A 20,825-nucleotide genomic window follows, 5' to 3' on the forward strand; every position below is an offset into this window, starting at 1 on the left:
CGGACGGGGTTCCTGCCGGTGAGCGCTCTCGTTTGGATCTCGGGTGCCTCGGCCGGAATCGGCGCCGCGCTCGCCCTCTGATCCCAGCCGCACCTGTGCACCCCAACCGGACCCGCTGAACAGGCAATTTCCTGTCCGCCACCGCCAGAACCTGTTCACCCCCCCGGTACGGGCAGTTGCTTCGGGTTAGCTGAGCACGCGTGGGCTGGAGTAGGTCCAGGCACAAAGAAGCGGCGCCGGGAGGAGTGAGGCTTGCTCCCGGCGCCGCTCTTGTGTTGCTCCGAATCAGTCAATCCACCGAGGTGACTGGTTCGGGTCCCGCATCACTGACCAGGGAGGGTCAGTTGTTCTGCTCGTTGCTCTGCTCGCAGGTCTTGAGCGAGTCGACGGAGTTGCCGACGTTGTCCAGGCCCAGGATGCCGACCGGGTTCGTCAGCGGCACGTTGCCACCGATGCCGGAGCCCGAGATGTCGTTGTGGCAGACCTGCCACGGACCGACCTTGTTGTCGCTCACGGAGACGACACCGTTGCCGTCGGCCTTGTACCACTTGCGGTTCTGCTCGTTGTCCTGCTCGCAGGTCTTGACCGCGGTGACGGAGTTGCCGGAGTTGCCCCAGCCCACGATGCCGGTGATGTCCTGCGCCGGCACGTTGCCGCCGATGCCGGTGGCGGAACCGAAGTTGTGGCAGGCCTGGAACGCACCGAGGTCGTTGCGGTCGATGGCGACCAGCGAGCCGTCCTTGTGCATGGCCCACCAGCGCGCGTGGTCGCCGTCGTAGCCCTTGCTGGCCGAGGAGACCGCGTCGGCCAGGCCGGCGCCCTGAGCCTTCTGCTGGGCGTCGTCGAGAACGTTGGCGCTCACGACGGTGGCCAGACCGAGGGTTGCGACAGTCGCCACCGCTGCAGCGGCGACGATCTTACGAGTTACCTGCATTATGCCAGGTTTCCTTTCGGGTTTTGACGGATTCGTCTTAGTGCTAACGACACCTGGCGCAGGCGGTTACAAACTTTTTCGTCAACTATTTTCCGGGTGCGGACCTGCAGAGCAGTCCGGTGATGAGTTCCCTGACGGAGCAACAAATCTCGTGCTGACCAGGCAACTTGCCGGTGATGGGAGTGAGTGGAAGTTGATACGGAAGGTCCCGTAACCGAGCCCCCGGTGCGTCGTTGAGTCAGCGCGGGTGACGGAAGCCCGGTGAATCTGAAGATTGTTTCGGCGGGCTCGGTGGCTGCCGAATTGGCAATAGCACGATTCGTCGGAATATGTTGGAAGCATTGCCGGAGATTCGCGCCGTGTTTTTCGGGGCACGGCGCGACCGGCAGCCAGACCCGCTGCCGCGCGCATCGGCAGCGGTGGGAGACCCGGGTCCCTTGGGCCCGGGTCTTTCCTTTCGTACGGCGCTACGAGCGCCGGCGCTCCGAGGTGACCACGAGGGCGACGCCGACGATGATCACCGCGCCGCCGAGCAGGATCTGCCAGGTCAGGCTCTCGCTCAGGATCAGCCAGCCGAGGAACACCGCGACCGCCGGATTCACGTACGCGTAGGTGCCCACCAGCGAGATCGGCGCGTTCGCCAGCAGATACGAGTACGCCGTGTACGCGAGCAGCGACCCGAAGACCACCAGGTACGCGAGTGCGATCCACCCGGATCCGTCGATCCGGTCCAGGTGCAGCCGCCCCGGCTCTCCCCGCAGTACGCCGAGCAGCACCATCGCCGTACCGCCGAAGACCATTTCGTAGAGCGCTGTCACCAGAGGATCCCGGGGCAGCCCAAGCTGCGGCGCGTACCGCGAGCCGGTGGCCCAGCAGATCGTGCCGACCACCAGGATCGCCACCGACAGCGGCTTCGCGCTCGTGTTGCCACCTGACAACGCGAGCAGCGCCGCGCCGCCGAACCCGATCAGTACGCCGACCCAGGTCATCGCCCGCGGCCGCTCACCGCCGCCGACGCGCAGCAGCATCAGCCACAACGGGATCGCGGCGACCAGCAACGCGGCCAGCCCGGACGGCACCGTCTGCTCCGCGATCGCCACCGCCCCGTTGCCGAAGGCAAGGAGCAGGACCCCGACCGTGGCCGCGCCGATGGCCTCGCGGCGGGTGATCCGCAGCCGCTGCCAACCCGACTTCACGGCCAGGCCGGCGGCCATCAGCAACGCGGCGGTGAGGAAGCGGGTGGCCATCGCGAGCATCGGCGGGATGTCCGCCTCCACCACGACCCGGATCGCCAGGTACGTCGAACCCCACACGACGTACACGACGGCGAGGGCGGTCCAGATCATCGCGCCCGAGGCCGTCCGGGAACCGGACTCGACCACTTCGGCGGGAGCGGACGCGGCCATCGGGAACCTCCTCGAACGGATGTCAGGGGTGTTTTGCACGAACGATGCTTACGCTATTGCCCGCGACGGCTGCCCGCAAGGCGGTATCCGGCCACCGATCCACGGATTCCCGCCAACCCGGCGTACGTCGAGACCCATTTGTGACACTTGATGTCGAGATGCCAGATCTCTGTAATATGAGCGTGCCGATAGGACCAGTGGATGGACTGGTGTCTCACCGTAGGACCGTTTTCGGTACCGCCGTACCCGCCGGAGTCCAGACAGTTAGCGAATCAGGCACCTCGTCGGTACGGTGTCCGGCAAGATGGGAGTGAGACCAGTGAGGAGGTCCACTGCCAGCAGTGCATCAACCCCTGGAATCACGCGGACCAGCCTGCGAAAGCCTCATCCGGCGCACCGGGCCGGCCCCGTGCAACGTTGCGGTCGCGGCGATCCCGCGCTCGAACCCGAGGAGTGCATGTGAGTGAGTCGGTGCCGGGCCCTGCCCCGGAAGTGTTCGCGCCCCACAAGGCGCCGGTCAGTCCGCCCCAGGCCTCCGAGGAGGTCGAGTTCGTCCAGCTCCTGACGCCCGAAGGCGAGCGCGTCGAGCATCCGGACTACACGTTCGACCTGGACGACGAGACGATCAAGGGCTTCTACCGGGACATGGTCCTGGTCCGCCGGATCGACACCGAGGCGACTGCCCTGCAGCGCCAGGGTGAGCTCGGGCTGTGGGCGTCGCTGCTCGGCCAGGAGGCCGCGCAGATCGGCTCCGGCCGGGCCCTGAACAAGAAGGACATGGTCTTCCCGACCTACCGCGAGCACGGCGTCGCGTTCTGTCAGGGGGTCAACCCGCTCAACCTGCTCGGCCTCTTCCGCGGCGTCGACCAGGGCGCGTGGGACCCGAAGGACAACAACTTCCACCTCTACACGATCGTGATCGGCGCGCAGACGCTGCATGCGACCGGATACGCGATGGGCCAGCAGCGCGACCACGCGATCGGCGACGCCGAGAGCGGCGAGGCCACGATCGCCTACTTCGGCGACGGCGCCAGCAGCCAGGGTGACGTCAACGAGGCCTTCATCTGGGCCTCGGTGTTCAACGCGCCAGTGGTGTTCTTCTGCCAGAACAACCAGTGGGCGATCTCGGAGCCGATCGACCGGCAGACCCGGATCCCGCTGTACCAGCGCGCCGCCGGCTTCGGCTTCCCCGGCGTCCGCGTCGACGGCAACGACGTACTCGCGACGTACGCCGTCACCCAGCAGGCCCTGAAGCGGGCCCGCGAGGGCAGCGGCCCGACGCTGATCGAGGCGTACACGTACCGGATGGGTGCGCACACCACGTCCGACGACCCGACGAAGTACCGGCTGAACGAGGACCTCGAGCACTGGAAGCTCAAGGACCCGATCGAGCGCGTGCACGCGTACCTGAGCCGGCACGCCGCCGTCGACCACGACTTCTTCGACGAGGTCGAGGCCGAGGGGAACAAGATCGCCGCCGAGCTGCGGGCCGGCTGCCTCGCGCTGCCGGACCCGGTGCTCACCGACTTCTTCCAGAACGTGTACGTCGAGGAGACGCCGCAACTGGCCGAGCAGCGGGACCAGTTCATCGCGTACGCCGCTTCGTTCGAAGGCGAGGGCTGAGCGATGACCAAGATCACTCTCGGCAAGGCCATCAACGCCGGACTCCGGGCCGCGATGGAGAAGGACCCGAAGGTCGTCGTGATGGGCGAGGACATCGGCAAGCTCGGCGGCGTGTTCCGGGTCACCGAAGGACTGCAGAAGGACTTCGGCGAGGACCGGGTGATCGACACCCCGCTCGCCGAGTCCGGGATCATCGGCACCGCGGTCGGCCTCGCGCTGCGCGGGTACCGCCCGGTCTGCGAGATCCAGTTCGACGGCTTCGTGTTCCCGGCGTACGACCAGATCATCAACCAGGTCGCGAAGATGCACTACCGGTCGATGGGCAAGATCACCATGCCGATCGTCATCCGGATCCCGTACGGCGGCGGTATCGGTGCAGTCGAGCACCACTCGGAGTCGCCGGAGACGCTGTTCGCACACGTGCCGGGCCTCAAGGTGATCTCCTGCGGCGACCCGGTCGACGCGTACTGGATGATCCAGCAGGCGATCACGTCCGACGACCCGATCGTGTTCTTCGAGCCGAAGCGCCGGTACCACGAGAAGGCCGAGCTGGACGAGTCCGTGCCGCCGATGCCGCTGCACAAGGCGAAGGTGCTCCGCGAGGGCACCGACGCGACGCTGCTCTGCTACGGCCCGATGGTGAAGACCTGTCTGCAGGCGGCCGAGGCCGCGGTCGAGGACGGCCGCAACCTGGAGGTCATCGACCTGCGGACGATCGCGCCGTTCGACCTCGCGACGATCTTCGCCTCCGTCAAGAAGACGCGGCGTGCGGTTGTCGTGCACGAGGCGCCGTACTCGTTCGGGCCGGGGTCGGAGATCGCGGCGCGGGTGACCGAGGAGTGCTTCTACCACCTCGAGGCACCGGTGCTGCGCGTTACCGGATACGACACCCCGTACCCGCCGTCGCGGATGGAGGACGACTACCTTCCGGACCTCGACCGGGTGCTGGACGGCGTCGACAAGGTGATGGGGTACTGATGGGCATCCAGCAGTTCCGCCTCCCCGACGTCGGCGAAGGACTCGTCGAGGCCGAGATCGTCAGCTGGAAGGTCAAGCCCGGCGACACGGTCAAGCTCAACGACACCGTCGTCGAGATCGAGACCTCGAAGTCGCTGGTCGAGCTTCCGGTTCCGTTCGCCGGCGTGGTCACCGAGTTGCTCGTCCCGGAGGGCGAGACGGTCCCGGTCGGTACGCCGATCATCTCGGTGCAGACCGAGTCCGCCGAAGCCCTCGCCGACGACATGGTTCCGACGATCCCGGAGCCCGAGGAGACCGGCGGCCGTACCGCGGTCCTGGTCGGCTACGGGCCGAAGACCACCGACGCCAAACGCCGCCAACGCAAGCCGTCCACTCCGCCGGCTCCGGCTACGGGGGTAGCCGCCCCAGCGCCGGTTCCGCCTACCCCGCCTGCGCCGGCCCCGGCCGTTGCGCCGCCTGCCCCGTCTGCGTCGGCCCCCGCCGTCGCGCCGGCGGCCCCGGCTGCCCCGTCCAGCCCGGCGCCGGTTGCTGGGGGCAACGGGTCTGTTCACGTGCTGGCGAAGCCGCCGGTGCGGAAGCTCGCCAAGGATCTGGGGATCGACCTGGCTGTGGTGCCGGCGACCGGTCCGGGTGGAGTGATCACGCGGGCCGACGTCGAGGGTTACGCGGCGGCGCCTGCAGTCGCGGACGTTCCGGCGTACGAGCCTGCTCCGGTTGTCAGCGGGCGCGAAGACACCCGCGTCCCGGTCAAGGGTGTGCAGAAGGCGATGGCGCAGGCGATGGTTGCCAGTGCGTTCACCGCGCCGCATGTGACCGAGTGGATCACCGTCGACGTCAGCGCCACGATGGAACTCGTCGAGCGGCTGAAGTCGGACAAGGCGTTCAAGGATCTGCGCGTCTCGCCGTTGCTGATCGTCGCGAAGGCGGTCACGCTGGCGGCCCGGCGTACGCCGATCATCAACGCGGCCTGGGACGAGCAGGCGCAGGAGATCGTCTACAAGGGCGCGGTCAACCTCGGCATCGCCGCGGCCACCCCGCGCGGGCTGATCGTCCCGAACATCAAGGGCGCCGACTCGCTCACCCTGCCCGACCTGTGCCGGGCGCTGAACGACCTGGTCGCCACCGCCCGCGAGGGCAAGACGCAGCCGGCGGACCAGACCGGCGGTTCGTTCACGATCACGAATGTCGGCGTGTTCGGTGTCGACGCCGGTACGCCGATCATCAACCCGGGCGAGGCCGCGATCCTCGCGTTCGGCGCGGTCCGCAAGCAGCCGTGGGTGGTGGACGACGAGATCGTCCCGCGCTGGATCACCACACTCGCGCTGTCCTTCGACCACCGCCTCATCGACGGCGAGAAGGGCTCCACCTTCCTCGCCGACGTCGCCGGCATCCTCGAAGACCCGGCCCGCGCCCTGATGTTCTGACCGCGGCAGGCCCGCGTGCTGCACCCGGGCCTGCTATCCCCAGGGATCCTCTGAACGCCAGCGCCATCCCGCCATGGACGGTCGCCCGCGCCGACCCACAGTCAGCGAGTGGAAGGTGGCACGCCAGGTGCGTGGCGGTTGGCGCAGCGTTCGCAGCACGTCGTCCGCGAGCTGCTCGGGCGCTTGATCGCCGATCGGGAACCGCAGGAAGACCTGAAACTGCTCGTCCTTCACGAACAGCGCCACCAGGAACTGCTGCGGGTCCCGATGATCGACCCCCGCCCAGCTGAGCTCCAGACCTCCTGGGATGAACCACCGCTCCCGATCGACCGCCTCGATCACCAACCGCGTGACGCTGTCCACGGGCCGCTGCCAGCTCCGGTCGTTGCCGATCCGCTCGACTTCGGCGTCGTACTGCGCGGCCTCGAAGGACATCCCGTGACCCAGCGGCGGGTCGACGTACCAATCCCAATGGACGACGCTGCCGATCCGCGTGATCCGCGCCTCGGTCGAGCCGCAACCCGACTCGCCACAGGTACAGCGAGCGACCACCACGTGGCGCGGCTCGGCGGTCGCCACGAGTTGGTTGCTGGGGACGAAGAGGTTGAACGGGTGCATGCCCATTCCGGCGCCCGCTTCGGTGATCTCGAGGTCGTTGACGTAGATCAGCACCTCCCCGCTCGGCTTGATTTCGAAGCGCAGCGTGTCGGTGGGAAGGCGGGCGTACCTCGTACCGCTGACGTGCTGACCGGGCGACGCTTCGGGGCGCGGGATCGAGAGTTCGTCGAGCGCGTCGAGCAGGAGCCGGCGAAGTTTGCGGATCCGGGCCGAGTGAGACGCGGCGGCGAGTTCTCGCAGTCCGGGGGAGTCGAGGCCGTCTACAAGGGCCTGGGTTGCGGTCTCGATCAGGCGGGTGGAGTTGGCCCAGTACGGGTCCGCGGAGCAACGGGCCGCCGCGTCGTACAAGCGCTCCGCGGGCGAGGTCTCCACCAGACCATGATGAGGGTTGCTTGCTGGCTCTTCGCGGTCGTTGTGTGCAACCTCGACAGGTAGTGCACCGGCGAGACGCTGTACGCACGGACGCATTCACGCTCAGGTGCGCTACCCGATCACGTGACACATCCTGTCGAGCTGCACGTCACAGCGAGCCAAATCCGCCTGACTGTGTCGGCTGGACGGTGAGAGGGTGGGGCGGTGCTGGTGATCTTGGTGGTGCTCGGGGCGGCGGTTCTGCATGCAACGTGGAACGCGATGGCTCACGGGGCGCCGGATCGGGTCGCGGGGTTGGCGTTGTTCGAGCTTGCGGCGGGCGTGATCGGGCTCGTCGCGGTGCTGGTGATGGGGCTGCCGCCAGCGGGGACGTGGTGGTACATCATCGCGTCCGCGTTGCTGCACCTCGCGTATCTCGGTGGGCTGCTGGCGTCGTACCAGCTGGGTCAGTTCAGCCAGATGTACCCGTTGGCCCGCGGTACGTCGCCGTGGGTCGTGGCCGTGGTGTCGATCGTCGTACTGCACCAGACCCTGGCCGTACTCGAGTTGGTCGGCGTACTGCTCGTCTCGGCCGGGCTCATCGCGCTCGTGTTCATCGGGCGTCCGGGGCGCAGTCAGGTCCCGGCGTTGTTCGCGGCGATCGGGACGGGGCTGATGATCGCGTCGTACACGGTCGTCGACGGGGTCGCCGTACACAAGATGCCAGTCGCGACGTACATGGGCTGGGTGTTCATGCTGCAAGGGTTCGCGGTGCCGTTGGCGGTCCTGTTCTGGCGCGGCCGGCACGCGTTCAACCTGCCCCGCCCCGCGATCCTCTCCGGGCTGGCCGGCGGCGTCGTCTCGATGGTCGCTTACGGCCTCGTCCTCTGGGCCCAAACCCGAGGCACCCTGGCCGCGATCGCCGCCCTCCGCGAAACCAGCATCATCTTCGGAGCCATCATCGGCGCAATCTTCTTCCACGAACGCTTCGGCCCCAAACGAGCCACCGCCGCCGCGGTAGTAGTAGCCGGAATCGTCTTGATCACCACCGGCTAGCCACCCGTCGGCCGTCGAGTCGTGGGGTTTGGCTGAAGATTCGAGCCTCGATCCACGACTCGGCGCTCGGGGTTGGAGCCAATCGCCACGACTCGACGACGAGTGAGGTTTACAGGAAGTGCGTGCTCCGCGTCCCAAGACAATCGCCGAGGACGGGGGGAACGCTTCGCTAGCATCGACCCGTGGCAGTGACAGCATCTGGGGTGTTTCGACGTACCGCGATCGAACGGGCAGATCAACGGGTCTCGTGGGAGCGAACGGATCAGGCATTCTTCTCCAGTGGGGCATGCCACGTGCTGGCCTGGACGTGCAGGGATTTCTATGCCGATCAGGGAATCGCCTTGGCCGCGCTGTACCTGGGTGACTTCGAGCATCCGCTTCACGTGTACGCGAGGTGGGACACGTGGGCGTTCGATGCGTCGGGCTGGAACCTCGAGTCCGAACTCCTGCAGGTCAACAGTGACTTCGAGGGTCTCCCCGTCCGTCAGGTGGAGACAATCACAAGTGACCTCCGCGAGTTCTGTGAAGAACACGTGCACCGACAACCGCACCAGTACTGGGCAGATCCAACAGAACGCGCCCGCGCCTATGTGGCCCGATACGACCCACCCTGGCTCTAGGCACTCCGGCCCTGGCCGTTGCGGTTGGTTGATGGCTTGGTGGGGTGGGCGGATACTCGGGCTATGACAGCCACTGCAACGATTCGCCACGCGATGCGCGTCCACTGAGCATGAGAGCCATCGGTCGTGGTGTGCGGTGTCGTGACTGCTTGGTTCCTGCTGTCGTTCTTGTTCTGTTTGCTGTGGTGGCTTGTGGGAATGAGGTAGCGCCAACCTCCGGGCCGAGCAGTGCGACGCCCAGCATTCGTTCGACGGCGCCTCGGGAGGCGGATGCGACGCAGATTCCAGCAGGTCCTGCGACCGCCGCGTTTCTGGAGCGGGCGCGCGCCGTCGAGCAGGCCGTCCGGGCTGCGGGGCTCCCGAAGCCTCGGGAAGGCATCTTCCTGTACTCGTCCCTGGCCCCGGAGTTGGGCTTCGACACGATCGAGCAGAAGGCTGCGTGGGGCGCCGGGTACGTCAGCATCGCGCCGGGCCTACAAGGTGCATCAGGTGGTACGACCCGCATCGATTTCGGCGACGGATCGAGCCGCTCGGTGACCGTTCTCGAGCCGCGGCCTGCGCTGACTCAGGCGATCGGAACGCCGTACGACAACTGCGGCCACATGGCGGTACCGGCGTCGAAGTGCAAGCTCACGATCACCGGCGCTTCGTTGAAGACAGTTGACGTCGACACCAGCAACGGTCGCGCGACAGTGCCTGCGTGGTCCTTTACTGCTAAGGGCTTGTCGCGACCGATCGTCGTGCTGGCAGTTTCCACAGAGGTGCTGCAACCTTTGGTGGAGCCAACCCCACCGCCCGGACTCGACCAGAGGCTGGAACCCAGCCTCGTGCAGGTCGGATGGCTCACCGGGGTCGACGACCGCACGCTCACGTTCATCCTCAATTACGGGACGTGTGACCGCGACCTTCGAGCCCATGTCCTTGAGTTGAAGGACATGGTGATCATCGGTGGGAGCCACAGTCCGCTGCGGGGCTGTGGTGAGGGCGTCGGTGCCAGCACACCAGCGACTGTCACCCTTACCGAGCCCCTCGGCGACCGAGCCGTCATCAGCGCCGCCACAGGCGGCAGACTTACGCTCTACCCTCACATCCAGTAGCACACCGGCTGTGCCCAGCCGCGAGCCCGGACATCCGGCCTGAGAGCACCGCCCTCCCCGCCGAGACGCGTGACGCGTAGGTCTGCGGGTGGCCATCATCAAGGCTGCGATGCCGGTCCTGTCGGAGCGACTCGCCACCGATGTTGCGCGATTGACCCCGCGAGAGCCTCCTCGTGCGAGGCAGATTTCTAGCGCGATTTCGAGCAAGGAGGCACAACTCATGCATGCTCGTTTCCTCGGCAAGGACCTCAACTCTCAGACCAGCAACTCACCGACGCTGTTCGCGACTGACCCGACCCGACCGGGTGACCTACATTGCCCAGGCTGGAAGGTCACCGACCCGGACATGCTCGGTTCCGGATCACGAGACCCCCATCGAGATCGCGGAGGATGTGCTGAAAATGTATGCCCTCCGGCCTCTTGGCCAACAACGCACGGACATGCCGCTGTCCGGTGCGCTCACGATGAGTGGACTCCGACCTGGGCTAGCGTGTCAGCGTGCTCCTCACAAGCGACAACATCCAGGAGGAGTTCCTAAGGACCTTTCCGCAGGCCGCCGCGGCTCTTGAGGCCGACGATGGCGCAGATCCCGCGGGGCGCGTCGACTGGGTGTTCCGCCACGATGTGATGCCCCACGCAATTGGCGATCCGGCTGCCCTGCGCGATGTCTTCGCATGGATTGAGCGATTGCTGCAGTCCACTGACAGCATGATCGAGTACTGGACTGCGGTACGCCTCCTTGGTCGGACGTTGGACTGGCCGGAGTGGGTGGCTCTCGTCGAGGAGTACGCAGGGCCACTGCTCGCAACAGCCATGAGCAGATAGACCTACGCCTCGGCCGCACGCTCATGCCGCAACAGCGGTGCAATGGATCGGTATCGAGGCGATGACGGAAGAGCAGGACGGCGCGCACACTGAAGCGTGACGACTCAGCTTGCACCGAGCCACGGAGACCTAAGTGTCGACCGATGACACCAGTCGCCTCATGCACGCTTACTTCGAAGCACTCGGGACGGGTCACTTCAGACAGTTCCTCACGGACGATGTCACGTGGACTACGATCCAGAACGGCGCCGACGTGCGCGGCGCCCAAGCGGTCGAAGAGGCCATAAACGGACTGCACGCCCGCATGTCCGATCTGAAGACCCGCCAACTGATCGTCGCAGACGGCACGGCCTACCTCGAGGGAACCTGCGCCGGAAAGGACGGCAGACCCCGCATTCCCTACTGCGTAGCCTATGACCTTGCCGGTGATCGGATCGCCGCGATGCGCGCCTATGGCGAAATCGCGTCGTTCATGGCTCCTTCCCAATAGCCACCCGCGCGACGGCCAACAACTACGCACCGCCCCGTCCCCTCATGCCGCTGATCGCGCGGTCATGCCGATGTGCGGACGCAGTGCGCGCACCTGAACCGACCAGGACATACCGTTGGTACATGGCCGAGATCCGTATCATCGGCGCGGAGGTTCGGACGGAGCTCGACGTGCACCGAACCCTCGATCGGCAACTTGAGTTTGGCGAGTACTACGGGCGAAACATCGCCGCACTTCGGGATCGGCTCCTGACGGACGTACCCCGGCCGGTGCGTATCGTCTGGCTCGACTCGAGCATCAGTCGATCGCGGCTCGGCGGGGATGTCTTCGACAAGATTGTTGGGGTCTTCGCCGAGGCGGCGGCCCAGGATCTTGCGTTCGGTTGGAGGGAACGATTCGAGTTCGAGCTTCACTAACGGCGACGCACGCATCTGCGGCGTGGCGGACGACCGTCGGATCATGCTGCGAGTAGGGCGGGCTCGTCAGATGAGCGGCGGGCATGGCAGTCGGCAACCCGGCGCTGGAGACTCGCGTTGCTCGTGCTCGAACTCGTAGAAGCACTCGCCACACATGCCGTCGCATACGTTACCCGAGCCGGGATGCTCCGCCCAGGGATGGCCGCAAGCGCCACAGTCACAGAGGGCGGCGAGGCGCCTTGCGAGTTGTCGTCGTTCTCGCCAACGCTCAAAGAGTCGCGTCACGGGTTCAGGATGCCTGATCGGAACGTCCTCAACTGCGGCTGTCCGGTGCACTCGCGGTGAGTGGACTCCGACCTGAGCTAGCGTGTGCGTGCTTCTCACAAGCGACGGCGATGGGCGTCGAGCATTGCAGGCTCCCACGGATCAGAAGGCTGGGATCAAACCTGCCAATTCTGAGCGGCAAACTGCCGCCCAGGCGCAAGAGCTGTGACGTGGCCCTGACTACTTCGGTCGCGGACGCCAGGAGATCGCACCTGGTAAGGCGGCAAGTGCGCGTCGCGTCGTGGGTTGGTCGGCCGTGGTGGTGACGTCTCGGTTGCCCGGAGGACAGTCGACCCGTGCCGCGGGCGTTGAGTTGGTCGTCCCCGCGAGCGTTAGCGAGCAGAAGGCGGCGCCAGCCGCAACTTGCCGGCGCTTAGCCGGAGGGTGGGTGGGCGGCGCGTAGCGCGGCGACGGAGGAGCCGTGCGTAGCACCGTGTGGGCTGACCCACAGTTCCCCGGCACTCCAGATCGTGCTCGTGCCAGCACACCTCTTCATCCCCCGGGCAAATCTCATCTTGTCGTCGACCCGGCAGTTCCCCGGGCAACGCGGTTCGCCGGTACGACGGTGGTGTGAGCGGGGGTCCCGGGCGGGGGACCCCCGCTCGGATTAGGGGGTTACGGCGTCTAGGGCGTCGGCGATGCCTTCGCCGTAGAAGGCGTTGTTGGCGGTGGTGCCGGTGCAGCGGGGGTCGGGGGTGGTGGGGCAGGCGGTGTCGTCTGCTTCCTGGTGGAGGGCGCGCTCGATGTCGCGCGGGCCCCACCACGGGTGGGTGGACTTCATCAGGGCCGCGATGCCGGTGACGTGCGGCGATGCCATCGACGTACCGCTGAACTTGGCGTAGCCGCCGGGGACGGTGGACAGGATCGAGCTGCCGGGGGCGGCGACGTCGATCTTGTTCAGGCCGAAGTTGGAGAAGCTGCTCTTCACGCGGGCCTGCGTGGTGCTGGCGACGGTGATGGCGCCGGGCAGTTCGGTGGGCATGTCGAGGCAGTCGTTGTTGATCGTCCGCGTGACGGCGGTCGAGTCGTTCGGGCTGTTGGCGTCCGTGGTCTTGTTGGACAGGTCGTAGTTCGAGTTACCGGCCGCCGCGACCGAGAGCGTGCCCTGGTCGGTCGCCCACGCGTATGCGCGCCGTACGGCTTCCTGCACCGCGCCCTGGTCCCCGTTGTCGTTGCACCAGAACTCGTACGGGTCGATGAAGTAGCTGTGGTTCGTGATGGCCATCCGGTGCTGGGCGGCCCACACGATCCCGCAGATCGAGTACTCCGGGTAGATGAAGCCGGCGTCGTTCACGACCTTGACGGACGCGATCCGTACGCCGGGTGCGACTCCGACGATCCCGACGCCGTTCCGGGCGGCGGCGACCGTGCCGGCTACGTGCGTGCCGTGCGCGCTGGTCGTCGGCCGCCAGGCGCCCGTGGTGGTGTCCGGTACGCCGTTGTTCACGCAGCTGACCGAGTCCGCCGCGTCGAAGTTCGGCGCGAGGTCGGGGTGGGTGTCGTCGACGCCGCTGTCGTTGATGCCGACCAGCACGCTCCGGGAGCCGTCGGTCACCGCGTGCGCCTGGTCCGCCTTGATCTGGACCATGTCCCACTGCTCGCCCTCGCGCGGGTCGGCGACCGGGGTCGCGTCGGCGAGGTCGTTCGAGTTCAGCCCGCCGGGGCCTTCGCTGACCGCGGCGGTCCGGGTGGCGCCGACCGACTGCACGTCACGCGAAACGCGGACGTCGGTCTTGAAGTCGGGGTTCGTCGACTGCGCGATCACCACGCCGAGCTGGCGGTACGAGACCAGGACGGTGCCGCCGGCCGCTTTCACCGCGTCCTCGGTCTTCCGGACGTGACCGGGCGTGGCCTTCGTGTTCACCACGTAGTTCATCAGCGGGCCGGGAGTCGGGTCGGCGTGCGCCGTGGTCGCAGCACCCAGCGACACAGACGCCAGGGCGATGGCGGAGAGGCCGGCCGCCAGTCGGCGGGGGCGAGACGTTCGGGACAAGATGCCTCCTCAGGGCTGACCGGGCGGACGGGCCCGGTATGCCGAGACTTTAGGACGGATTCGCCACCGACGGAGTCCCTCATCCACAACACAGGGGAAACCCTGCATCACGCAGAGGTCCTGTTCCCCACATCCTGTGGATCGGCCTGTGGATAACTCGTGGACAAGCTGGGGAATACCTGGCCTCGGCGGTGGATTAAGGATGTGTGTAAGATAGATACAACAGAGATACGAGTCGTATGGGTGGGAGTTCAGTGGTAGGCGGGGAGCCGGCGCAGGCGCCGGATGCGTTGATCTTGGGTGACGAGACCGCGGAGATCGCTCGCGTGGTGGTCGAGGCGGCGCCGGGGGTGGAGAAGATCCCCGCGGCCGAGCGTGTGTACGCGTACGTGAAGGCCGCGATTCTGGACCGCGTCTATCCCGGCGGTGAACTGGTCACCGAGGGTGAGTTGGCGACTGCGGTCGGTGTTTCCCGTACGCCGGTACGCGAGGCGCTGCTCCGGCTCGAGGAATCCGGCCTCGTCAAGCTGTACCCGAAGCGCGGCGCGCTCGTCCTGCCCGTGCTGCCGCAGGAGATCGACGACGTCCTCGAGGCCCGCGAGCTGATCGAGACGCACGCGGCCGCCAAGGTCTGGCCGCGGCGCAAGCGGCTGATCGAGACGCTGACCGAGCGCGTCGACGAGATGCGCGCGCACCGCAAGGCCGGTGACGCGAAGAGCTTCCTCGAGGCCGACCGGGCCTTCCACGAGGCCATCGTCGATGCCGCGGGCAACCAAATCCTGGCGAAGCTCTACAACAGCCTGCGGGACCGTCAGGTCCGGATGGGCGTGCCCGGGATCGAGGTTCAGCCGGTGCGGATGGACAAGTCCATCACCGCGCACCAGGAGATGATCGACGCGCTCGGCGCCAACAGCGTCAAGCGCTTCCGTGAGCTCGTCGTCGCCCACATCGCCGAAGCCGCGAGCGACCTGCGGGGCACTCGGTGACCGAACTCCTCTTCCCCCTGGGCGGACGGCGAGCCTGGGCGGTGTGGGCCACTGCTGTCCTGACGTACCTCGTGACCGTGCTGCACCGCGGCTCGATGAGCGTGGCCGGCCTCCAGGCCGCAGAACGCTTCGACATCTCTGCATCCGCTCTAGCAAGCTTCACCGTCGTACAGCTGACGGTGTACGCCGCCATGCAGGTCCCAGTCGGCGTACTACTCGACAGGTACGGCTCCAAGCGCCTCCTGATCACCGCGTCCGGACTGCTGTTCGTAGCGCAGTCGGCGTTCAGCCTGGTCGACTCGTACCCCGCCGCGCTTGCCGCACGCGCCGTACTGGGTGTCGGCGACGCACTGGTCTTCATCAGCGTGCTGCGCGTGGTCATGTCCTGGTTCCCCGCGCTGCGGCAGCCCGTGATGTCACAGGCGACCGGAATGCTCGGTGGTCTCGGAGCGATCATGTCGACCGTGCCGATGGCCGCTGCCTTCCACGCCTTCGGCTGGACGACCACGTTCGCCAGTGCGAGCGTGCTGAGCCTCCTGGCCGGTGTACTCGTCCTGTTCCTCATCAAGGACACGCCGTACGACGAACCGCTCCGCCGGGCCAAGCAGCCGCTGCACGAGGTCAAGAAGAACCTGCGCCGCGCCTGGCAGGAGCCGGGTACGCGACTCGGCCTGTGGACGCACTTCACCACCAGCTTCTCCGGTAGCACGTTCGGACTGCTCTGGGGCTACCCGTTCCTCGTACAGGGACAGGGACTCGCTCCGACGACCGCTGCGGCCATGCTGATCATTCCCGTGCTGGCTGGGCTCTGCTACGGCCCGCTGGTCGGGCGGTACGCCGCCAAGTTCCCGTTCTACCGCTCGTGGATCGTGCTGGCGGTGATCGCGGGCTCGGTCGTGATGTGGACCGTCGTACTGCTCTGGCCGGGTCGTGCGCCGCTGCCGGTGCTCCTCGCGCTCATCGTCGTACAGGCGGCCGGCGGACCGGGCTCGATGCTCGGTCTGGACTACGCGCGGACGTTCAACCCCACAACGCGGTTCGGTGCGGCCAACGGGATGGTCAACACCGGCGGGTTCATCGCCACCCTGATCTGCATCGGCATGGTCGGCGTACTGCTCGACGCGTCGTCAGGCGGTGCACCGCAGGCGATCGACGACTTCAAGTTCGCGCTGGCGTTCCAGTACGTGCTGTGGGCGATCGGCACCCGGCAGATCCTCAAGTACCGGCGGAAGGCCCGCGGCAACCTGGCGCGGTACAACCCCGACGCCTACCAGGCCCTGCTCGCCAACGAGATCGTCCCGCTCAAGGGTTGATACCAGCGCGCTGTCACGGCCTGACAGCCGAGTGCCAGAGCGGTGCCAGGCCTCCGCGGCACGGTAGTCCCAGTGAAGTGCGAAAGCTGGGAGGAACCGATGACCACAACGAACCAGGTCGCCATCGAGGCGGTCGGTCTGGTCAAGAAATATGGCAGTACGACCGCGCTTGCCGGCGTCGACCTGAGCGTGCCCACCGGCACGGTCCTCGGAGTCCTCGGCCCGAACGGCGCCGGCAAGACGACCGCGGTCCGCATCCTCGGCACGCTGCTCCGGCCGGACAGCGGCCACGCCACCGTCGGCGGGTACGACGTCGTACGGGAGGCGGGCAAGGTCCGCAGCATCATCGGGCTGACCGGGCAGTACGCCTCTGTCGACGAGGACATGTCCGGCCGCCGCAACCTGATCATGATCGGCCGCCTGCTCGGCTACTCGCGACCGCAGGCCCGCGCCAAGGCGGACGAGCTGCTGGAGCGGTTCGAGCTGGTCGACGCCGGTGACCGGATCGCGAAAACGTATTCCGGCGGTATGCGTCGCCGCCTCGATCTCGCCTCGAGCCTGGTCGGCAACCCGAGCATCCTGTACCTGGACGAGCCCACGACCGGACTCGACCCGCATGCCCGCAACGGTGTCTGGGAGACGGTCCGCAACCTGGTGCTCGACGGGACCACGGTGCTGCTCACCACGCAGTACCTGGAAGAGGCCGACGCGCTGGCCGACTCGATCGTGGTGTTCGACAAGGGCTCCGTGGTCGCGAACGGGCGGCCCGCCGAGCTCAAGGCGCAGGCGGGCAAGCAGTCGCTGGACGTCCGCCCGGCCGAGCCGGCCCACCTCGAGCGGGTCGCCGCGATCGTCGCCGAGTCGACGGGGGCACGTCCGAGCGTCGACGTGGTGAACACCCTCGTCAGCGTTCCGGTCAGCGACGGTTCGTCAATGCCGGTCGTCGTACGGCGGCTGGACGAGGCAGGGATCGCGGTGACCGAGCTGTCGCTGCGGCTGCCCAGCCTGGACGAGGTGTTCCTGGCGCTGACCGGGCACACCGCCGAAGAGAAGAAGTCCGACGCCGTCCTGGAAGGAGCGAGCCGATGAGCACCGCAACTCTCGAACCAGCTGCGCATGTGGGCTACCGGTCGCGGCCGTTCGCCTGGGTCCAGCAGAGCCTGACGCTCGCCTGGCGGAACATCGTCCGGATCCGGCAGAACCCGGAAGCCCTGGCGGACGTGACGTTCCAGCCGATCATCTTCCTGGCGCTCTTCCTGTTCGTCTTCGGAGGCGCGATCGCCGGGGGCGGCGGCTGGCGCGGCTACCTGCCGCAGCTGCTGCCCGGCCTGCTCGTGCAGACCGTGGTGTTCGCGACGATGGGCACCGGTGTCGGCCTGAACGACGACTTCGCCAAGGGTGTCTTCGACCGGTTCCGCAGCCTGCCGATCGCCCGGGTCTCGCCGCTGATCGGTGCCGTCCTCGGAGACGCGGTCCGCTACTCGCTGTCGATCGTGATCTTGATGACGAGCGGGTTCGTGCTCGGTTTCCGCTTCGACAACGGGGTCGGCAACGGCCTCCTGGGCATGCTGATCGTGCTGCTGTTCGCGCTGTCGATGTGCTGGATCTGGGTCTGGCTGGGCCTGGTCATGAAGACCGCCCAGGGCGTGCAGGGCGTCGCCTTCCTGGTGATGTTCCCGCTGACCTTCGGCAGCAACATCTTCGTCCCGACCAGCACACTGCCCGGCTTCCTGCAGGCCTTCACCAAGGTCAGTCCGATCACCTATCTGGTCGACACCGAGCGCGCCTTGATGGGCGGCGGTGCACTCCAGAAGCCGCTCCTGATCACGCTGGCCTGGATGGTCGGTCTGGTCGCGGTCTTCGCGCCCTTGGCGATCCGCGCCTACCGCCGCCGTACCTGAGGAAATTGTCGGTGGTGAGCGGCACAGTGGCCGGTATGACGACCAACTGGACGCTCACCATCGACTGCGCGGATCCGGCCCTCGTTGCGCGCTTCTGGTGTGCGGCGCTCGGCTACACGGAGGCGGATCCGCCGCAGGGCTGGGACACCTGGGAGGACTGGCTCACCGATCTGAACGTTCCCGAGGACGAGTGGAACGACGGCGCCTCGATCTCGGACCCGAACGGCGTCCTCCCGAGCATCTCGTTCCTCAAGGTCCCCGAGCCCCGCACCGTCAAGAACCGCCTGCACCTGGACCTCCAGGTAGCAGGCGGCCGCGCCGTCCCCCAGGACCTCCGCGAACAACGCATCCGCGCCACCGCCGAAACCCTCGTCGAAGCCGGCGCCACCCTTGTCCGCGAGATCCCCATGGAAAACTCCACCACCCTCGACCACCTGTGGATGCAAGACCCCGAAGGCAACGAGTTCTGCATCGTATGACCCCGCCGGCGGGGCATCCAGGGGCAGATCAAGCCCGTTGTCCACAAAGGGCATTTCAGGGCGCGGATTTCTGCTCGCGCGCTGGATAGCCTGACTCGGTGCGGATCAATGTGTATATCGATGGTTTCAACCTGTCCTACGGCTGCTGGCGAACCCGCCCAGCTCGGGGCCGCGGACGGTCGAGGTGATCAAGACCGAGGAGAAGGGCTCCGACGTCAACCTTGCGACGTACCTGCTGGTGGATGCCTTCCGGAACGACGCCGACGCATTCGCGGTCGTCAGCAACGACTCCGACCTGACCGAACCGATCCGGATCGTCCGGCACGAGCTCGGGAAGGTGGTGGGCTTGCTCAATCCCCAGCCGGTAGCGAGCCAGCGGCTGCTGACCTGCCGTCCGACCTTCGCCAAGCAGATCCGTGCGGGAGTCCTGGGTGCCAGCCAGTTTCCCGAGCGGCTGAAGGACGGCGCGGGACTCGTGATCCACAAGCCGGCCGGGTGGTGAAAAAGCAGAAGCCCCACCAGAGGTGGGGCCTCGCACCCAGCCACCGAAGCAACTGGGGGAATACTCACAGGCTAGCCGACGATTCACCTCCGGGCAACACGACTCAGCCCGGGGTGATGTCGGCGAAGGCGAGGGGTTGGCGGGTGCAGAGGTAGGTTGCCCAGTGCAACTTTGTGGGGGTGCCTGAGGGGTCTCGGGTGATGCGGAGGAGTTCGCCGGTTTCGCGGCCGGAGACGGTGCGGTAGTTGTCTTCGGAGAGGCGTTCGAAGACCGCGGGGGACTGGTACTCGGCGGCGGCCGGGGACTTGGCCTCGAGTACGCCGTTCTTCACCGAGAACACGAACGGCGAGCCTTCGCTGAACCAGGTGCCGAGGACGCCGGCGAGTTCGGCGGGGACCTCGGTGCCCGGGACCCAGGGCTCCGGCGGGAGCGGGTCGTCCTCGAGGACCTTGATGATCAGGTCGGTGGCCAGCGCGCTGGGCGCCGGCGCCGACGTGGAGCCGAACAGCGCGATCCCGGCCGTACCGGACGAGCGGTCGACGAACGTCGACGTGATGTGGCCTGGCATGCCGCCGTCGTGGCCGACGAACAGCCGGTCGCCGCGGCGCAGCAGCATGAACCCGAGCCCGAACGCGAGCTGCCAACGGTCCACATCGGCCATGATCTGCACCTGGCACATCTCGTCCAGCGTGTCCTTCGACAGCACCTCGTCGACCGGGTTCGCGACGAACATCGCCCACTTCGCCAGGTCCTCCGCGGTCGACGCGAGCCCGCCGCACGCGTCCATCGCGCCGATGTCGAGCAGCGGCTCCCGTACCGGTACGTCGGACCACGGCGGCACGTAGTACCCGGTCTGCGCCGGTCCGCCGTCCATCCCGACCGTCGTACGGCGCATCTCGAGCGGGTCCAGGATCCGCGCCTTGACCGCGTCGTACCAGGACCGGCCGTCGATCCGCGCGACGATCTCGCCGAGCAGTGAGAACACCAGGTTCGAGTAGTGGAACCGGTGGTGCGGTTTGCCGATCCTCTCGGCGGCGTTCCAGCCCGGCACCAGTTCCTCGCGGGACGGGAACTTCATCAGGTCCCACACGTCGCCGACCGGCTCGCGCTGCATTCCGCTGGCGTGGCTGAGCATCTGCCGGACAGTGATGCCCTCGTGCTTGCTGTCCGGAATCAGCTTCTCGATCGGGTCGTCGAGGCTGAGCTTGCCCTCGTCACGCAACGCCATGATCGTCACCGCGGTCAGCGTCTTGCTCTGCGACGCGATCAGGAACTGCGAGTTCGCGGTCGGCGGTACGCCGGGATTGTCCAGGTCGGCGGACCCGACCCCGGTCGACCAGGCGAGCGACCCGGCGCGGGCGACGGCGCCCACCACGCCGGGAACCCGGCCCTTGGATTGACGTTCGGCGACGATGCGGGAGAGCGCGACCTGCGTCTGCGCGGCAATTTCTGTCACGAGTTCCGACCCTAAGGGAGCGGAGTGACAAAA

Annotated in this window: 20 protein-coding genes; 15 read left to right on the top strand and 5 right to left on the bottom strand. The window is 67.1% G+C overall.

The annotated features are described in order from the left end of the window. Positions 1-340 precede the first annotated feature (340 nt). Together EV651_RS09810 and EV651_RS09815 are read right to left on the bottom strand one after the other, a co-directional pair. On the bottom strand, positions 341-934 hold the full coding sequence (locus EV651_RS09810) for a hypothetical protein (RefSeq protein WP_133784262.1): 594 nt from the start codon (positions 932-934) through the stop codon (positions 341-343). Positions 935-1,401: 467 nt separating this feature from the next. Further along, complete coding sequence (locus tag EV651_RS09815; RefSeq protein ID WP_133784264.1) at positions 1,402-2,340, bottom strand: EamA family transporter; 939 nt, start codon at positions 2,338-2,340, stop codon at positions 1,402-1,404. Between the two features lie 459 nt (positions 2,341-2,799). On the opposite strand from EV651_RS09815, the gene pdhA reads away from it, so the two are divergent. From pdhA to EV651_RS09830, 3 genes are read left to right on the top strand one after another with little or no spacing between them, the layout of a single operon-like run. Further along, complete coding sequence (gene pdhA / locus EV651_RS09820) at positions 2,800-3,963, top strand: pyruvate dehydrogenase (acetyl-transferring) E1 component subunit alpha (protein WP_133784266.1); 1,164 nt, start codon at positions 2,800-2,802, stop codon at positions 3,961-3,963. 3 nt (positions 3,964-3,966) lie between these two features. Beyond that, complete coding sequence (locus EV651_RS09825) at positions 3,967-4,941, top strand: alpha-ketoacid dehydrogenase subunit beta (RefSeq protein ID WP_133784268.1); 975 nt, start codon at positions 3,967-3,969, stop codon at positions 4,939-4,941. Then, entirely contained in the window at positions 4,941-6,365 is a 1,425-nt protein-coding gene (locus tag EV651_RS09830; protein ID WP_202870245.1) for a dihydrolipoamide acetyltransferase family protein, read from the top strand. Before EV651_RS09825 ends, EV651_RS09830 begins: the two co-directional genes overlap by 1 nt. 33 nt (positions 6,366-6,398) lie before the next feature. Here the strand turns inward: EV651_RS09830 and EV651_RS09835 are convergent, their stop codons facing one another. Next, positions 6,399-7,355 carry a hypothetical protein gene (locus EV651_RS09835; protein WP_133784270.1) on the bottom strand — a complete coding sequence of 319 codons (957 nt, stop codon included), beginning with the start codon at positions 7,353-7,355 and terminating at the stop codon, positions 6,399-6,401. Positions 7,356-7,559: 204 nt separating this feature from the next. Here EV651_RS09835 and EV651_RS09840 point away from each other — a divergent pair, with 204 nt between their 5' ends. From EV651_RS09840 to EV651_RS09865, 6 genes are all read left to right on the top strand, one after another. Continuing rightward, positions 7,560-8,390 (top strand): EamA family transporter, encoded by an 831-nt coding sequence (locus EV651_RS09840; RefSeq protein ID WP_202870246.1) that lies wholly within the window; start codon positions 7,560-7,562, stop codon positions 8,388-8,390. Between the two features lie 182 nt (positions 8,391-8,572). Continuing rightward, a complete protein-coding gene (locus EV651_RS09845) occupies positions 8,573-9,010 on the top strand; it encodes a hypothetical protein (RefSeq protein WP_133784272.1) in 438 nt (145 codons plus the stop codon). Positions 9,011-9,195: 185 nt separating this feature from the next. After that, the gene (locus EV651_RS09850; protein ID WP_133784274.1) at positions 9,196-10,107 is read left to right on the top strand and encodes a hypothetical protein; all 912 of its coding nucleotides are present in this window, start codon (positions 9,196-9,198) and stop codon (positions 10,105-10,107) included. A gap of 498 nt (positions 10,108-10,605) precedes the next feature. After that, on the top strand, positions 10,606-10,932 hold the full coding sequence (locus EV651_RS41285; protein ID WP_166658528.1) for a hypothetical protein: 327 nt from the start codon (positions 10,606-10,608) through the stop codon (positions 10,930-10,932). Positions 10,933-11,065: 133 nt separating this feature from the next. After that, a complete protein-coding gene (locus EV651_RS09860; RefSeq protein WP_133784276.1) occupies positions 11,066-11,422 on the top strand; it encodes a nuclear transport factor 2 family protein in 357 nt (118 codons plus the stop codon). A 122-nt stretch (positions 11,423-11,544) separates the two neighbouring features. Next, on the top strand, positions 11,545-11,838 hold the full coding sequence (locus EV651_RS09865) for a barstar family protein (protein WP_166658553.1): 294 nt from the start codon (positions 11,545-11,547) through the stop codon (positions 11,836-11,838). 931 nt (positions 11,839-12,769) lie between these two features. On the opposite strand, the gene EV651_RS09870 is transcribed toward EV651_RS09865, so the two are convergent. Further along, a complete protein-coding gene (locus EV651_RS09870; RefSeq protein WP_133784281.1) occupies positions 12,770-14,155 on the bottom strand; it encodes a S8 family serine peptidase in 1,386 nt (461 codons plus the stop codon). Positions 14,156-14,409: 254 nt separating this feature from the next. Between EV651_RS09870 and EV651_RS09875 the strand changes: the two genes are divergently transcribed. The 6 genes from EV651_RS09875 to EV651_RS09900 all read left to right on the top strand — a co-directional run bounded on the left by EV651_RS09875 (position 14,410) and on the right by EV651_RS09900 (position 19,336). Next, positions 14,410-15,141, top strand: a complete 732-nt coding sequence (locus tag EV651_RS09875) for a GntR family transcriptional regulator (protein WP_238156776.1) — start codon at positions 14,410-14,412, stop codon at positions 15,139-15,141. Continuing rightward, the gene (locus tag EV651_RS09880; RefSeq protein ID WP_133784286.1) at positions 15,138-16,454 is read left to right on the top strand and encodes a nitrate/nitrite transporter; all 1,317 of its coding nucleotides are present in this window, start codon (positions 15,138-15,140) and stop codon (positions 16,452-16,454) included. The genes EV651_RS09875 and EV651_RS09880 overlap by 4 nt, the downstream gene beginning before the upstream one ends. 99 nt (positions 16,455-16,553) lie before the next feature. Beyond that, positions 16,554-17,543: an ATP-binding cassette domain-containing protein gene (locus EV651_RS09885; protein ID WP_133784288.1), complete on the top strand. Its 990-nt coding sequence runs from the start codon at positions 16,554-16,556 to the stop codon at positions 17,541-17,543. Then, positions 17,540-18,355 (top strand): ABC transporter permease, encoded by an 816-nt coding sequence (locus tag EV651_RS09890; protein WP_133784291.1) that lies wholly within the window; start codon positions 17,540-17,542, stop codon positions 18,353-18,355. Before EV651_RS09885 ends, EV651_RS09890 begins: the two co-directional genes overlap by 4 nt. Before the next feature lie 35 nt (positions 18,356-18,390). After that, a complete protein-coding gene (locus EV651_RS09895; RefSeq protein ID WP_133784293.1) occupies positions 18,391-18,834 on the top strand; it encodes a VOC family protein in 444 nt (147 codons plus the stop codon). Between the two features lie 184 nt (positions 18,835-19,018). After that, on the top strand, positions 19,019-19,336 hold the full coding sequence (locus EV651_RS09900) for an NYN domain-containing protein (RefSeq protein ID WP_202870247.1): 318 nt from the start codon (positions 19,019-19,021) through the stop codon (positions 19,334-19,336). 103 nt (positions 19,337-19,439) lie between these two features. Here EV651_RS09900 and EV651_RS09905 read toward each other — a convergent pair whose 3' ends face one another. Next, a complete protein-coding gene (locus EV651_RS09905) occupies positions 19,440-20,792 on the bottom strand; it encodes a serine hydrolase (RefSeq protein ID WP_133784297.1) in 1,353 nt (450 codons plus the stop codon). Between the last annotated feature and the right edge of the window lie 33 nt (positions 20,793-20,825).

It is taken from the genome of Kribbella sp. VKM Ac-2571 (genome assembly GCF_004362255.1).
Classification (GTDB): domain Bacteria; phylum Actinomycetota; class Actinomycetes; order Propionibacteriales; family Kribbellaceae; genus Kribbella; species Kribbella pratensis.

What these genes read in the sequence shown, in the direction of transcription:
- EV651_RS09810 (WP_133784262.1), bottom strand. Translation starts at nt 934, where the DNA reads ATGCAGGTAACTCGTAAGATCGTCGCCGCTGCAGCGGTGGCGACTGTC.
- EV651_RS09815 (WP_133784264.1), bottom strand. Translation starts at nt 2,340, where the DNA reads ATGGCCGCGTCCGCTCCCGCCGAAGTGGTCGAGTCCGGTTCCCGGACG.
- EV651_RS09825 (WP_133784268.1), top strand. Translation starts at nt 3,967, where the DNA reads ATGACCAAGATCACTCTCGGCAAGGCCATCAACGCCGGACTCCGGGCC.
- EV651_RS09830 (WP_202870245.1), top strand. Translation starts at nt 4,941, where the DNA reads ATGGGCATCCAGCAGTTCCGCCTCCCCGACGTCGGCGAAGGACTCGTC.
- EV651_RS09865 (WP_166658553.1), top strand. Translation starts at nt 11,545, where the DNA reads ATGGCCGAGATCCGTATCATCGGCGCGGAGGTTCGGACGGAGCTCGAC.
- EV651_RS09885 (WP_133784288.1), top strand. Translation starts at nt 16,554, where the DNA reads ATGACCACAACGAACCAGGTCGCCATCGAGGCGGTCGGTCTGGTCAAG.
- EV651_RS09890 (WP_133784291.1), top strand. Translation starts at nt 17,540, where the DNA reads ATGAGCACCGCAACTCTCGAACCAGCTGCGCATGTGGGCTACCGGTCG.
- EV651_RS09895 (WP_133784293.1), top strand. Translation starts at nt 18,391, where the DNA reads ATGACGACCAACTGGACGCTCACCATCGACTGCGCGGATCCGGCCCTC.